The sequence below is a fragment of the Streptomyces sp. NRRL WC-3549 genome, from assembly GCF_000721935.1.
In the GTDB taxonomy this organism is placed as follows: domain Bacteria; phylum Actinomycetota; class Actinomycetes; order Streptomycetales; family Streptomycetaceae; genus Streptomyces.
In genome coordinates, this window is record NZ_KL585421.1 from 91,978 (window position 1) to 105,353 (window position 13,376).

Here is a 13,376-nt window from a genome sequence, read left to right on the forward strand (position 1 = left end):
GCGCACGAGATCGTCGAGAAGAGCGGGCCGCACGACCTCGTCACCGCCGCCGACCGGCTCGCCGAAGAGCACCTGACGGCGTCTCTGACACAGCTGCTGCCCGGTTCGGCCGTGGTCGGCGAGGAGGCCGTCCACGCCGACCCGACGGTGTACGACGCACTCTCCGGCGACGCGCCCGTCTGGATCGTCGACCCCGTCGACGGCACCCGCCAGTTCGTCCACGGCGAACCCGGCTTCTGCACCCTGGTGGCCCTCGCCCACCACGGCGAGGTGTACGCCTCCTGGACGTACGCCCCCGTGCTCGACGAGCTGGCCGTCGCCGTACGCGGACGCGGTGCCACGCTCAACGGGACTCCGGTGCGCAGCGGGTCGCCCGCGCCGGGGGCCGTGCTGAAGGTGGCGATGTCGCACCCCGACCACACCTCCGACGCCCAGAAGCGGGCCCTGCTGGGCCTGCGCACCGAGGGCATCGACGCCCGCGCCTGCGGCTCCGCGGGCCTGGAGTACCTCGCCGTCGCCTCCGGGGCACAGGACGCGGTGGCCTTCAACTGGGAACTCGCCTGGGACCACGCGGCCGGTCTGCTCCTGGTCACCGAGGCGGGCGGCACCCAGTCGACGCTCTCCGGCGTCCCGTACCGCATCACCGGCGGCAACGACCTGCCGTTCACCGCGGCCAGGGACGCGGCGACGGCCGAGCGGATCCTCGACGCCCTGCGGGTCGGGGCGCCCGGTTCCGGGGCCGCGGACGGCTGACGGCCCCCGGTTCGGCGTCCGGCCCCCGGTTCGGCTCGCGCTTCCGCCGTTCATGTGGGGCCGCTGTGTCCGTCGCATCGACAGCTCCTCGCCCGCACGCGGATCACCGGATCCGAGGGGCCCGGTGGTAGGGGTCCAAGTCCCGGTCGCATTCGGGGCGGTCGGTGCGACGGGCGCGGCTGCGGCCCAGCGCGACGGCCTCGACGCCGGACAGCCGGGTGAGCCGGGCGGCCGTCGCGGCGACGGCGGGGGAGGGGCGCAGGGGGTGTTCATCGGGCCGGAGGCCACCCGGGGGCCCGTCGTCGGTGCCCACCCATATCCTGGGCCCACAGGCCGTCGGCTGACGAAGGAGTCCGAAGGTGCCATCGATGCTGGATGCCGTCGTCGTGGGTGCGGGCCCCAACGGGCTGACCGCCGCCGTCGAACTGGCCCGCCGGGGCTTCGCCGTGGAGGTGTTCGAGGCCGAGGAGACCGTCGGGGGCGGTGCGCGCACGGAGGAGCTGACCCTTCCCGGCTTCCGCCACGACCCCTGTTCCGCCGTCCACCCGCTGGGCATCGGCTCGCCCGCCTTCAACGCCATGCCGCTGGCCCGGCACGGCCTGGAGTGGCTCCAGCCCGAGCTGGCCCTCGCCCACCCCTTCCCGGACGGCACCGCCGCCGTCCTCACCCGGTCGGTGGGGGAGAGCGCCATGACGCTCGGCGCCCAGGACGCCGGGGCCTACCGCCGGACGGTCGCGCCCTACCTCGGGCGCTGGGACACCCTGGCCCAGGACTTCCTGCGCACCCCGTGGGACGGCTTGCCGCGCGACCCGTACCGCTGGATGCGGTTCGGGCTGGACGCGCTCCCGCCCGCCACCCTGCTCGCCCGGCGCTTCCGGGGTGCCAGGGCGCGCGGGCTGATCGCCGGTCTCGCCGCCCACGCCATCGCGCCCACCAGCGGCATCGCCACGAGCGGGATCGCCCTGCTCTTCGCGATCGCCGCACACGAGAAGGGCTGGCCCGTGCCGCGCGGTGGCTCGCAGGCCATCTCGGACGCCCTCGCCTCCTACCTCCGGGCGCAGGGCGGCACCATCCGCACGGGTACGGAGGTCCGGCGCCTGGACGAGCTCCCGCCCGCCCGCGCGTACGTCTTCGACACCTCGCCCACCGCGCTGGCCCGCATCGCCGGACTGGGCGGCGCCTACCAGGGCTACCGGTACGGCGCCTCCTGCTTCAAGATCGACTACGCCCTCTCGGGCCCGGTCCCCTGGACCGCGCAGGAGGCCCGCAGGGCCGGTACCGTCCACATCGGTCCGACCGCCGGGGAGATCGACGCGGCCCTGCGCGCCGCCGTGGAGGGCCGCGACCCGAGCGTCCCCTTCCTGATCACGGCACAGCCCAGCGTCGTCGACCCCTCACGCGCCCCCGAGGGCCGCCACGTCTTCTGGGCGTACGGGCACGTCCCGGCCGGCTGGGAGGGGGACGCCACCGACGTCGTCGAACGGCAGTTGGAGCGCTTCGCCCCCGGCTTCCGCGACCTGGTCCTGGCCCGGGCGACCGCCGGCCCGCCCCAGCTCGCCGCGCGCAACGCCAACTACGTCGGCGGGGACATCGCCTCCGGCGCCTTCGCCGGACTCCAGACGGTGATCCGGCCCAAGCTCGCCCGGGTGCCGTACGCCACCGCCCACCCGGCGGTCTTCCTCTGCTCCTCGGCCACCCCGCCGGGACCGGGCGTCCACGGCATGTCGGGCCACCACGCGGCGAAGGCGGTGTGGCGGCGACTGCGCGCCGCGTGACCGGGCGAGGCCGGTTGGCCCGCGGCCGGCCGACCCTTCCCGGGGAACCCGCCGACCGGGTCCACCGCTCGGGAGCCGCGCGCACCCGCTGTGCGCGGCGGCTCCCGGCCATCCGGCGATCCGTGCGGACGGCTCAGATCAGGTCCTCGCCGTTGCGGCGGGCCTCGGCCCACTCACGGAAGAAGGCACGGCTGATCACGAACAGGACGGCGGCCACGAGGACGGGCCACATCAGGACGTAGGCGCTCAGGGCGAAAGTGGTCATCATGCTCCTTCTGACTCACGGGGTGGTCGCGGCGGGCTCGGGTGCGTCACTGCTTCCGGGGCCGTCCGCCTGGCCGGGGACCTCGGTCCCGGTGGCAGGCGCGCCCGTGGCGGACCCGTCGTCGAAGTCACCGGTGCGCTGGGCGATGACGGCGAAGTCGAAGCCGTCGCGCCGGTTGACGGACATCGCCCAGCAGATGACGGTACTCACGGAGTAGGCGACGAGGGAGCCGCACAGCGTCGCGTACTCGTGCAGGGTGCCGATGGCGAACGGGGCGGTCACCACGACGGCGAGCACACCGACGATCTTGGCTGCCCTGGTGCCGAAGAAGCCGAACACCATCAGTCCGAGGACGACACCGACGCCGAGGACCGACAGCACGTCCACGACGATCCCGAAGACACCGTCCACCGGGATCCAGGCGAAGCGGACGGGGAGGAACACGGCGAGTGCCGCGAGCACCGAGACGGTGAACGCCTTGTTGGTGACCTTCTCCCAGTAGAAGCTGGCCAGCACCGGGAAGACCAGGGCGCCCCACAGCGCGCCGACGAACACCAGCAGGTCCAGGATGCTCAGTTGGAGGCTGGCGAAGGCCACGGCGACCGCGGTCGCCACCACCATCGACATGCGGCCGATCAGCAGCATCGTCTTGGGGTTCGCCTTCTTCGCGCCCGCCACGTTCTGCCCGTAGACATCGGCCATCATGATCGAGGAGAGCGCGGCGAGGTCGGAGTCCGCGGTGGAGGACAGCGCGCCGATGATCATGATGAAGAACAGGGCCAGCAGCACGGGCGGGAGATAGGTGGCGGCCATCTCGGGGATGAGGTTGTTCAGGTCTCCGCCGCTCGGCTCGAACCCCAGGTAGAGGGCGAGCACGCCGAGCATGCCGACGCCGATCACCATGGCGCCGTAGCCGACGGTGGCCGTGATGAACGTCGGCTTGATCAGGCTCTGCTTCACGGCGAAGAGCCGCTGCGCGATGGTCTGGTTGCCGATGGCGTAGGCCAGGACCGCGGCGATGTAGGGCGCTCCCTGGCCCATGAACGCCTCGCTGGAGAAGAAGTCGCCCTGCTGGGGCGTCAGGTTCTCCGCGCCCGTCTCGAACGCCGCCGGGAACCCGGCCGCGAAGAAGATGAACGGGACGATCACGGCCACCGCGCCGAGCATCGCGATGACCTGGACGAAGTCGGTCAGGACGGAGGCGCGGAACCCGGACCACAGGGTGTAGAGCAGGACGCCCGCGGCCACCGCGAAGACACCCTGGGTGAAGTTGAACGGCGACAGCAGCGAGATCAGCACACCGCCGGCGATGAAGTTGGACATCAGGCTGATCAGGCTGCCGACGATGTTGGAGCCGGCGAGCATCAGCTGGCTGGAACGCCCGTGCCGGGCGTACATGACCTCGGCGAGCGTGTGCGCCTTGGGGGCCACGGAGCGGATGCGCTTGCCGAAGGGGTAGATGAACAGGATCATCAGGGCACCCCAGAGCCCGTAATGGATGGGTCCCGAGATGCCGTACGTGTACCCCGACGACGCGGAGGCGTACATCGAGGACGCCCAGATCCACGTCGCCGTCATGCTGGCGGCCGATATGCCGAAACCGATGTTGTTGCCGCCGGTCATGTACCCGTCGGCGTTCTCGTCCTTCTTCCCGATCCGGGTGGAGATCAGGAAGGTCCCCCCGTAGAAGAGGACCAGCAGACCTACGATCACCACGGCGCCGAACTGAGCTGTTTCCGTTCCGCTCACACACGCCACCTCCTTCGCACTCACGGAGCCGGGCGCCGGGCGGGACGTCCGGGATCGTCGACCGGGTCCGCGTGCGCGCGCCACGCCGCGGCGCGGCAGGGCTCCTGTAACCGGCCCCCGGAACGTGACGGCACGGGAGCCGGGGGCGTTCACCTGAAGGCGGACTCTTTGGGTCCGCAAATGCCAGGCACCATAACAGCCCTTCGCGCATCGATGATCTTCGCTTCCGGAGGTTTCTTCAGGGCTTTTTCGGGTATGGCATCTGCCCTGATGTCGCTTGTGGAGGGCTTGTTCTGTTTTGGCGCGCCCTGTTTGCCCCGCCTTGATCCTTTGGGTGTCGTCCCTCGCTCCGAACTCTTTGCGGGTCGCAACTGCGACGGCGTCCGCTTTGTTATGGGGTAGTGATCACGAAGGCGTCCCGGGGTGCGACCGACGGCACCGACAGCCGCAGGGAGCGCGCGCGGCGGCAGGCTCCACGCCCGTGTCGGATTTCCGCCGGATCCGGGGCGCCGGGTGACCCATCCTTGAACCATGCACACCGACACCGAGCGCTGCGTGCGGGCCGTCCGGTCCAGGGACGCCAGATCCGACGACCGGTTCTTCACCGCCGTCCCGACCACCCGGATCCACGGCCGGCCCAGCCGCCCCGTGGTGCCGCCCAAGGCCCCCGACATGGCCTTCCACCCCGGCGCCGGCCCCGAGGGCGGGCTCACCTTCTTCCCGACCCCCGGGGCGCCGGCCGGCCCCGACCGGGACGAGGCCCGCGCCGGACCGGGTACCCTTCCCGGGCTCGGGCCCCGGGCCGTCGAGGCGACCGCGATGCGCGCCCTCGGTGACCCGGACGCCTTCCTCCCCACCGGCCTCGGGATCCGCGGCGCCGCCCGGCGCCTCGGCCTCCCGCCGACCCCGGCGGCCCTCACCGCACGCGCGGGCGGGTGGCGGCCCTGGCGCGCGTGCGCCGCGCAGTACCTGTGGACCGCCCACGGCCACCCCGTCAACCACCTGCCCGCCTGAACACGCCCCCGAAGGACGACTGCGCCATGACCACCACCCCCACTCCGGCCCGACGGCACACGGTCGTCGACAGCCCGTACGGGCCGCTCACCCTGGTCGCCACCGACGGCGTCCTCGCCGGCCTCTACATGACCGGGCAGCGGCACCGCCCGCCGGAGGAGACCTTCGGCGCCCGGGACCCCGGGCCCTTCGCCGAAACCGTCCGTCAGCTGGACGCCTACTTCGCCGGCGACCTCACCGCGTTCGACCTGCCGCTCCACCTCGACGGCACGCCCTTCCAGCGCAGCGTCTGGGCCGAGCTCCGGCGCATCCCGTACGGCGAGACCCGTTCGTACGGCGAACTCGCCGAACGCCTCGGCAAGCCCGGAGCCTCCCGCGCCGTGGGCCTCGCCAACGGGAAGAACCCGGTCGGCATCATCGTCCCCTGCCACCGCGTCATCGGGGCCTCCGGCGGCCTCACCGGCTACGGCGGCGGGCTGGAGCGCAAGCAGCGGCTGCTCGCCTTCGAACGGGGAACGGACGACGCCGTACCGGCCCTGTTCTGAGAGCCGGTACGGCGTCGGGGTCCGGCCCGGCGGCCCGGGCGGAGGCGGTCGGGTGCCGGTCAGCCGACGAAGATCTCGACCAGCGACCAGATCGCCAGCCCCAGCATGCACAGACCGCCGATGCGCTGCACGGTCTTCAGCGGCACCCGCTTGGCGATGAAACGCCCCGCCAGCAGCGCCAGCGCGGACACCGACATCAGGGCGGCGGCCGAACCGATCGCCGTGGACCAGGCGCCGTTGCTCGCGGCGAGGTTCGCGGTGGTGATCTGCGTCAGGTCGCCCCACTCGCTGATGAACACCGCCATGAACGCCGTCGAGTAGACCGGCCAGAAGCCGGTCACCGTCTTGACCTCGCCCTCCCCGTCCTCCTCACCGCCGTTCGGGCGCAGCAGCATGAACGCGCCGACACCGAAGAGGACGGCCGAGACCAGCTTGACGAGCCAGTCGGGCAGCAGGCCGATCAGCCCGCCCGCCCCGACGGCGATGGCCACGTGCACGAGGAACGCGGAGGACGTCCCGAACCACACGTAGAGCGGGCGCATACGCGTGCCCATGGCCAGCGAGGCGAACATCGTCTTGTCGGGGAGCTCCGCGAGGAAGATCAGCCCGAAGGCGGTGAGGATCGCCAGGAGGTCGAGGTGCATTCCGGGTGGCTTTCTGTGTGAGCCGGGCCCGGGCCGTTCGCGAAGTGCCGTCAGGCTTCCTCGGAGGACCACTCGGCCCGGCATGACCGCAGACCCGCGGGACACGGGCCTGTCATGCCTGACCGAAGGTCTCGCCCGCCCGTGGAAGACCATGGGCCCGGCCACCGGGAACCCGGAGGTTCCAGTATGTCGACGACCGGTTTGCGGGGCTACTCCCCTTCGCAGCCCTCCACACTACCCCAGACCGGGCCCGTCCGACCGGCGGGGACCGCTGGGTACAGTCGGTGTCCACCCGCACCACGGCGTATCGCCCACCACCCCTCTGGAGCCACCCCGCATGAGCCGCCGCACCCGAGGAGCCCCCGCCGCACCGGGACCGTCCCGGCCCACCGTCAGCGTCTGCCGGGGCTGCTGCTGCGGTACTCCCAAGATCCCGGGGGTGGACCACGCCGGCCAGCTCGCGCGACTGCGCACATCGCTGGACGGGTGCGCCACCGTACGGGCCGTGGAGTGCCTGGACGCGTGCGAGCACGGCAACGTGATCGTCGTCCAGCCCTCCGCCGAGGGGCGCAGGGCCGGGGGCCGTCCGGTCTGGCTGGGACTGGTCAACGACCCGGACGCGCTCGCCGACATCACCACGTGGGTCCAGGACGGCGGACCGGGAGCGGCGGATCCGCCCGCGATCCTGGAGCTGTACGTGTTCACCCCCTCGCGGCGCGTCCGGGAGGGCCTCGAAGGCGGCGGCAGGGGCTGAGCACGGCCCGCCGTCCCCGACGGCGGGGCCCGTCAGACCGACGCGCCCCCGGCGATCCGTTCCAGCAGGGCGGGCAGCGCCGTCCCGATGGGCCCGCGGATCGTCTCCTCCGCCAGCGCGTCGTGCGGGGTGGGCTCCGCGTTCACCACGAACAGCCGGGCCCCGTGTTCCACCGCGATCCCGGCCAGGGAGGCGGCCGGCTGCACCTGGAGGGTCGTCCCCACGGCGACGAACACCTCGCTCGCCTTGGTGATCGCCATGGCGTCCGCCAGCACCCGGGAGTCCAGGCGCTCGCCGAACATCACCGTCGCCGACTTCAGGATCCCCCCGCAGGCGGCGCACGGCGGGTCCGCCTCGCCGGCCTCGACGCGGGCCAGCGCCCGGGCCATGGAGGTACGGGCGTGGCACCGGGTACAGACCACCTCGCGGGCGGTGCCGTGGAGTTCGAGGACCTTGCGGGCGGGCAGCCCGGCCGCCTGGTGCAGTCCGTCCACGTTCTGGGTGATCACCCGCACCGGTGTCCCGGACCGTTCCAGCGCGGCCACCGCGCGGTGGGCCGCGTTGGGCCGGGCGTCCAGGATCGCGCCGGAGCGGCGCATCTGCCAGGAGCGGCGCCGGATCTCCGGGTCGGCCATGTAGAAGTCGTAGGTGACGAGCTTCTCCGCCTCCGGGTCCTTCCGCCAAAGGCCCTGCGGCCCGCGGTAGTCGGGGATGCCGGAGTCCGTGGAGATCCCGGCGCCGCTGAGGATCGCGACGAGAGTCATGGCCCGAGCGTACGGACCACCCGCATCGGCCGCGATCACATTTCGGCGGTGGGGTCCCGGCGGCGGTCAGCCCTCACCGGGGGCGGGTAGCCGTCCCCGGTGAGGCGGGGCCCGCGGGTGCGACCGGTCCGCCGTCCTCCAACTCCGCCGTACCCGCACCGGAGTCCAGTACCTCCAGCGCGGCGACGACCCGCCGCCCCAGCTGGTCGGGCAGATGGCTCGCGAGGTCACAGCGGTCCACCAGGCGCCAGGACAGGAGTTCCTCCTCCTGGAGCCGGATCGCGTCGAGCTGCTCCCCGGACAGCACGCCGCCGTCGTAGAGATACGCGGCGATCGGCGGACGCCCCGGTCCTCGGGCCCAGTCCACCACGAGCAGTCGCCCGGGTTCGAGGTCGAGGCCGATCTCCTCGGCCGTCTCCCGGCGCGCACCCGCCCGGGGGCCCTCGCCCGCGTCGGACTCGATCGTGCCGCCGGGCAGCGCCCAGCCCTCCCGGTAGTTGGGCTCGACGAGCAGCACCCGTCCGCGCTCGTCCCGGAAGAGCGTGGCGGCGGCGGACAGGATCCGGGGCAGGCCCGCGATGTAGGTGGCGTAGTCAGAGGTGGTCACGGGGGCAGCTTATGCGTGCCCGTGGACAGGCCTGGGCAGACCGGGGGCGGCCCGGATAGGGTCGGGGCGGCGCGACTGCCTGTTCGAAAGCAAGGGATACAAGGTGACGGACGGAGCAGTGATCGATGCCGCACGCGTGCTCGTCGCGGCGGACAAGTTCAAGGGCTCGCTCACGGCCGTGGAGGTCGCGGAGCGGGTGACGGCCGGGCTGCGGCGCGTCGTCCCCGGCGTGCGGGTCGAGGCCCTGCCCGTCGCGGACGGCGGCGACGGCACGGTCGCGGCGGCGGTGGCCGCCGGATTCGAGCGCCGTGAGGCACGGGTCACCGGGCCGCTCGGGGCCCCGGTGACGGCCGCCTACGCGCTGCGCTCGACCACGGCCGTGGTGGAGATGGCGGAGGCGTCGGGCCTCCAGCACCTGCCCGCAGGGGAGTTCGCCCCGCTCACGGCGACCACGTACGGCTCCGGAGAGCTGCTGCGGGCCGCGCTGGACGCGGGGGCCCGCACCCTCGTGTTCGGCGTCGGCGGCAGTGCCACGACGGACGGCGGCGCGGGCATGCTCACCGCGCTCGGAGCCCGCTTCCTGGACGCGGACGGCAAGCCCGTCGGTCCCGGCGGCGGCGCCCTCGCCGAGCTGGCCGAGGCCGACCTGTCGGGGCTCGACCCGCGGCTCGCGGACGTCGACCTGATCCTCGCCAGCGACGTGGACAACCCGCTGACCGGACCGAAGGGCGCCCCCGAGGTCTACGGGCGGCAGAAGGGCGCCACCGAGGACGACATCGCGGTCCTCGACGCGGCCCTCGCCCACTACGCCTCCCTGCTCGGGCCGGAACACGCCGCCCTGCCCGGAGCGGGCGCCGCCGGAGGGATCGGATACGGCGCCCTGGTCGCCCTGGGCGCACGCTTCCGGCCCGGCATCGAGGTCATGCTCGACGTCCTGGGTTTCGCCCCGGCGCTCGCCCGGGCCACGCTGGTCATCACCGGTGAGGGCTCGCTCGACGAGCAGACCCTGCACGGCAAGGCCCCGGCGGGAGTGGCCGCCGCCGCACGGGAGGCGGGCGTGGAGACGGTCGCGGTGTGCGGCCGCCTCGCCCTGCCGCCGGAGGCCCTGGGCAGGGCCGGCATCCGGCGGGCCTACGCCCTCACCGAGCTGGAGTCCGCCCCGGCGCTCTGCATGGCCCAGGCGGGCCCTCTCCTGGAACGTGCGGCCGAATCGATCGCGCGCGACTACCTGGTCTGACACCGGGACCGACGTGTGACGGGCCCGGGCGCCGTGCCCGCCCCGTCACCCGGGCCCCGGCTCCCGCGTCCGCCCCGGCGGCGCGCCCCTGCGGGGCGTCCGAACACCGTGCCTGCGCCACGGCCTGTGCCCACCCGGCCGTCGGCCCACCCCCTGCGCACGCCTTCTCCGACCCGGCGGCGCCGTCCACCCGGTCGCCGCGTCCTTGACGGCGAAGCCCTGACCCCGCACCGCACGGTGACGGGCCCGGCCGCCACGGCCGGGCCCGTCGAGCCGATCCGGTTCAGCCGGTGTAGGCCTCCAGTTCGGACAGCTGGGCGGCCGGCCACCCGGTGTTGCCGGTGAAGGTCAGCCGCAGGTGGCGGACCGGCGTCCCCGGGAGGGAGACGGTCGCGGTGTTCCCGCTCGACGGGTCGAAGGTGTAATGCGCCGACGCCTTCAGCGAGTCGTACGTGCCGTTGTCGGTGCTCCCGGACACGGAGAGCGTCTGCGTACGGGTCGCCCACGCCGCGGCCGGCGGCACCTTCAGTACCAGCCGCTTCACCGCCTTGGGGGAGCCGAGGTCCACGGTGAGGGACTGCGGGAAGGCGTTGTTGCGGCTCTCCCAGTACGTGTCCGCGTTGCCGTCCACGGCGTTGGCCGCGCCGTACACGTCGGTGTGGCTGGTCTCCGTCACCGGGCGCCCCTGCGCGAGGTTGCCCGTCTCCTCGGGCGGGTCGGTGGGGTCGGTCGGGTCCGTGGGATCGGTCGGACCGGTGGAGCCGCCGCCTCCGGGCACCCCGCCGTTGGTCCACACCGGGTCGGGCCAGACACCGGTGCAGGCCGGCGGGTCGGCGTACCAGCCGGAGTTGCCGCTGCCCCGGGTGATCTGGAAGCCGCTGCCCACGCAGTTGTGTATCGGGTTGGACTGGGCGATGTGGGTGGCCACGACGTTCTCGAAGGTGGCGGTGCCCGGTGCCTGGATCTGGAGGGCGTACGTGCCCGCCCCGTCGATCTTGACGTTGCGGAAGTGCAGCCCGTTGCTCGCGCCCTCGATCAGGTGGATCGCGGCGTAGGAGCTGTCCAGGATCTCGCTGTCGGTGATGTCGACGGTGGCGTTGCTGATGGGCTCGTTGAGGCCGCTGAACCAGATCGCGCCGACCCCGAAGTTCCAGTTGAAGTCGCTGTTGCCGGTGCGGATCAGGGTGTTGCGGGCGGCCGTGTGGGTCCCCGCGACCGCCGTGCCCTGACCCGAGTTGACACCCGGGTAGCGGTTGGCGATGTGCAGCCCGCCGCCGTTGGTGACGGTGTCCGCCATGACGTTGTCGGAGATCGTGATGTCCTTGCCGCCGTACGTCACGATGTTGTTGGCCAGGATCGGCAGGATCACCGTGTTGAAGGTGAACGAGTTCTTCACGTTCGGGACGTTCTCCGCCCACATGGCCAGGCCGTCGTCGCCGGAGTTGCGGACGAAGGTGTTCGTGACGGTCGAGTTCGTGACCCCGTAGTGGAAGTTCACGCCGTCGGCGGTCTGGTCCAGGATCCGGCTGTTCTTGATGGTGAAGTCGTCCATGGGGCCGTCCATCCAGGCCCCGCACTTGGTGTGCTGCAACCAGACGTTGTCCACGACCGAGTGGGACATGGCCCCGCCGATGGCGTTGACCTGGTCGTCGTCGACGCGCTCCTGGATGTCGCCGATGACGGCGAAGTCCTTGAGGGTGACGTTCCTGCTGCCGCCCTGCGCCGCGTACTTCCCGTAGACACCGACCGCCTTGCTCCGGTCGGTGGGGTGGCGCCCCGTCAGCACGCTGTACCAGGGGCCGGCACCGCGCAGCGTCACCTGGTCCACGATGATGTGCTCGCGCACCTGGAAGGTTCCCTGCGGGATGTAGACGGCCTTGCCCTGGGTGCGGCCGGCGTCGACCGCCGCCTGGATCTTCGCGGTGGAGTCGGCCGCCCCGGTCGGGTCGGCCCCGAAGTCGCTCACCACGTCCAGCGCGCCGGACGGTTTGCCGACCGGCGCGGCCACCTGCTCGAAGTCGGCCAGGTCGACGGTGAACGAGGGGGAGCCGGCGGTGGACGCCACCTGCAGCCGGACCTTCGTACCGGCGGGCAGGGTCGAGCCGAACATGGTCCGGGTCTCGTCGTAGAAGTGGTGCGGGTTGGTGTCCCCGGGGTTGTTGTTGAAGGGATAGCCGCCGTAGTACCAGCCGTACTTCGAGGTCACCGGCACGCTCTTGAGCACCGAGCCGTTCACCCGCAGGTCGAGAGCGGCGTCCCGGCCCGTCCCGGCGGCGTTGTCCGGCAGCGAGTAGCGGAAGGTCATGGCGTTGGCCGGGGCGGTGAGCGTGAACTCCACGTACTCACCGACCGCGTCGAGCGTGACGGCCTGCCGGCCGGACGCCTCCGAGGGCAGTGAGCCGTAGCGCCGGTCCGGGCCGATGAGCGTGCCGTTGGTCGCGGCGTACTCCGCCTCCTGCTCCGTGAACGGGACGGTGGCGCCCCGGCCGGAGACGCCGACCGGGGAGGGCGCGGGGACCGCGGCGGCCTGGGCCGCCGGGGCGCCGGCCAGGACGACCGCCGCGGCGGTGCCGACGGCGGTGAGGGCCAGCGAGAGGGAGGCGGACAGCGAGCGCCTGAACAGGCGGTGTCTGTGCGGTGGGGTCATGTGTGGGACGTCCTAGCGGCTCGTGGGGGCTCTGCGGACGCCCACAGGCTAGGAGCAACCGCGCAAGGAAGTCCACGCTGCTGCGCAAGATTTCGCGCGCGGAACTCAAATTAATGACTCACCGACGGGAATTGCTGCCTTCGGTGGTGTCGAACCCATGGACGGCACGGCGTGCCTGGGCTACCGTGCGGCTTCGACCGGGAGGATTGACATGTACATCAACGGGTCGTCGTCGTGCCCCCGGCCGCCGACCCGTCGTACCGCGGCCCCGTGGCGGTGCCGCCCGGCCGGGGCCGGTCAGCCGGGCGCCCCCAGGGCGTGGATGAGCAGCAGGGCGATGTCGTCGGTGCCCGGTGTGCAGCGCTTGGCGTACTGCACGAGTGTGTCGGCCACGGATTCCATCGGGCGCTCCAGGGCCAGCGCGAAGTGTTCGGCCAGTGCCGCGGTGGCGTGGTCGAAGTCCACGCCCGGGGCCTCCACGAGCCCGTCGGTGAACAGGGCGAGGGCCGCCCCCGGTGGCAGCGGAATCTCGGCCGTCGGGTAGCGGGACGCGCGGTCCACGCCCAGGAGAAGACCCGGCGGCAGGTCGAGGGCCTCGGTCCGTCCTGTCTCTTATACACAT

General features: G+C 72.7%; 12 protein-coding genes and 3 pseudogenes. 7 read left to right on the plus strand and 8 right to left on the minus strand.

Annotated elements, in window-relative coordinates:
* Window positions 1-753: inositol monophosphatase family protein (locus IH13_RS0125750; protein WP_031088299.1), on the plus strand; the 753-nt coding region annotated here is incomplete at its 5' end.
* Between the two features lie 103 nt (window positions 754-856).
* Here IH13_RS0125750 and IH13_RS0125755 read toward each other — a convergent pair.
* The gene (locus IH13_RS0125755; protein ID WP_031088301.1) at window positions 857-1,066 is read right to left on the minus strand and encodes a hypothetical protein; all 210 of its coding nucleotides are present in this window, start codon (window positions 1,064-1,066) and stop codon (window positions 857-859) included.
* Between the two features lie 46 nt (window positions 1,067-1,112).
* Here IH13_RS0125755 and IH13_RS0125760 point away from each other — a divergent pair, with 46 nt between their 5' ends.
* Entirely contained in the window at window positions 1,113-2,528 is a 1,416-nt protein-coding gene (locus tag IH13_RS0125760; protein ID WP_031088304.1) for a phytoene desaturase family protein, read from the plus strand.
* Window positions 2,529-2,661: 133 nt separating this feature from the next.
* Here IH13_RS0125760 and IH13_RS44935 read toward each other — a convergent pair whose 3' ends face one another.
* Complete coding sequence (locus IH13_RS44935) at window positions 2,662-2,793, minus strand: putative transporter small subunit (protein WP_031088309.1); 132 nt, start codon at window positions 2,791-2,793, stop codon at window positions 2,662-2,664.
* 15 nt (window positions 2,794-2,808) lie between these two features.
* On the minus strand, window positions 2,809-4,542 hold the full coding sequence (locus IH13_RS0125770) for a sodium:solute symporter family transporter (RefSeq protein ID WP_037842327.1): 1,734 nt from the start codon (window positions 4,540-4,542) through the stop codon (window positions 2,809-2,811).
* Between the two features lie 531 nt (window positions 4,543-5,073).
* On the opposite strand from IH13_RS0125770, the pseudogene IH13_RS44940 reads away from it, so the two are divergent.
* The 3 genes and pseudogenes from IH13_RS44940 to IH13_RS0125780 form a co-directional block, all read left to right on the plus strand.
* Window positions 5,074-5,217: pseudogene (locus tag IH13_RS44940) on the plus strand (Ada metal-binding domain-containing protein); the annotation flags it as partial.
* Window positions 5,218-5,226: 9 nt separating this feature from the next.
* A pseudogene (locus tag IH13_RS0125775) lies at window positions 5,227-5,556 on the plus strand (DNA-3-methyladenine glycosylase); the annotation flags it as partial.
* 26 nt (window positions 5,557-5,582) lie between these two features.
* Complete coding sequence (locus IH13_RS0125780; RefSeq protein WP_031088312.1) at window positions 5,583-6,101, plus strand: methylated-DNA--[protein]-cysteine S-methyltransferase; 519 nt, start codon at window positions 5,583-5,585, stop codon at window positions 6,099-6,101.
* A gap of 59 nt (window positions 6,102-6,160) precedes the next feature.
* On the opposite strand, the gene IH13_RS0125785 is transcribed toward IH13_RS0125780, so the two are convergent.
* A complete protein-coding gene (locus tag IH13_RS0125785) occupies window positions 6,161-6,745 on the minus strand; it encodes a TMEM165/GDT1 family protein (RefSeq protein WP_031088314.1) in 585 nt (194 codons plus the stop codon).
* Between the two features lie 337 nt (window positions 6,746-7,082).
* On the opposite strand from IH13_RS0125785, the gene IH13_RS0125790 reads away from it, so the two are divergent.
* The gene (locus IH13_RS0125790; RefSeq protein WP_031088315.1) at window positions 7,083-7,499 is read left to right on the plus strand and encodes a hypothetical protein; all 417 of its coding nucleotides are present in this window, start codon (window positions 7,083-7,085) and stop codon (window positions 7,497-7,499) included.
* 32 nt (window positions 7,500-7,531) lie between these two features.
* Here the strand turns inward: IH13_RS0125790 and IH13_RS0125795 are convergent, their stop codons facing one another.
* Both IH13_RS0125795 and IH13_RS0125800 read right to left on the minus strand, forming a co-directional pair.
* Window positions 7,532-8,263: an SIR2 family NAD-dependent protein deacylase gene (locus IH13_RS0125795; RefSeq protein ID WP_031088317.1), complete on the minus strand. Its 732-nt coding sequence runs from the start codon at window positions 8,261-8,263 to the stop codon at window positions 7,532-7,534.
* A gap of 73 nt (window positions 8,264-8,336) precedes the next feature.
* Window positions 8,337-8,870, minus strand: a complete 534-nt coding sequence (locus IH13_RS0125800; RefSeq protein ID WP_051835923.1) for an NUDIX domain-containing protein — start codon at window positions 8,868-8,870, stop codon at window positions 8,337-8,339.
* 121 nt (window positions 8,871-8,991) lie between these two features.
* Here IH13_RS0125800 and IH13_RS0125805 point away from each other — a divergent pair, with 121 nt between their 5' ends.
* Window positions 8,992-10,107: a glycerate kinase gene (locus IH13_RS0125805; RefSeq protein WP_031088321.1), complete on the plus strand. Its 1,116-nt coding sequence runs from the start codon at window positions 8,992-8,994 to the stop codon at window positions 10,105-10,107.
* Window positions 10,108-10,390: 283 nt separating this feature from the next.
* Here the strand turns inward: IH13_RS0125805 and IH13_RS0125810 are convergent, their stop codons facing one another.
* Window positions 10,391-12,754 (minus strand): discoidin domain-containing protein, encoded by a 2,364-nt coding sequence (locus IH13_RS0125810; RefSeq protein ID WP_031088322.1) that lies wholly within the window; start codon window positions 12,752-12,754, stop codon window positions 10,391-10,393.
* Between the two features lie 297 nt (window positions 12,755-13,051).
* A pseudogene (locus tag IH13_RS0125815) lies at window positions 13,052-13,348 on the minus strand (SpoIIE family protein phosphatase); the annotation flags it as partial.
* Window positions 13,349-13,376 lie beyond the last annotated feature (28 nt).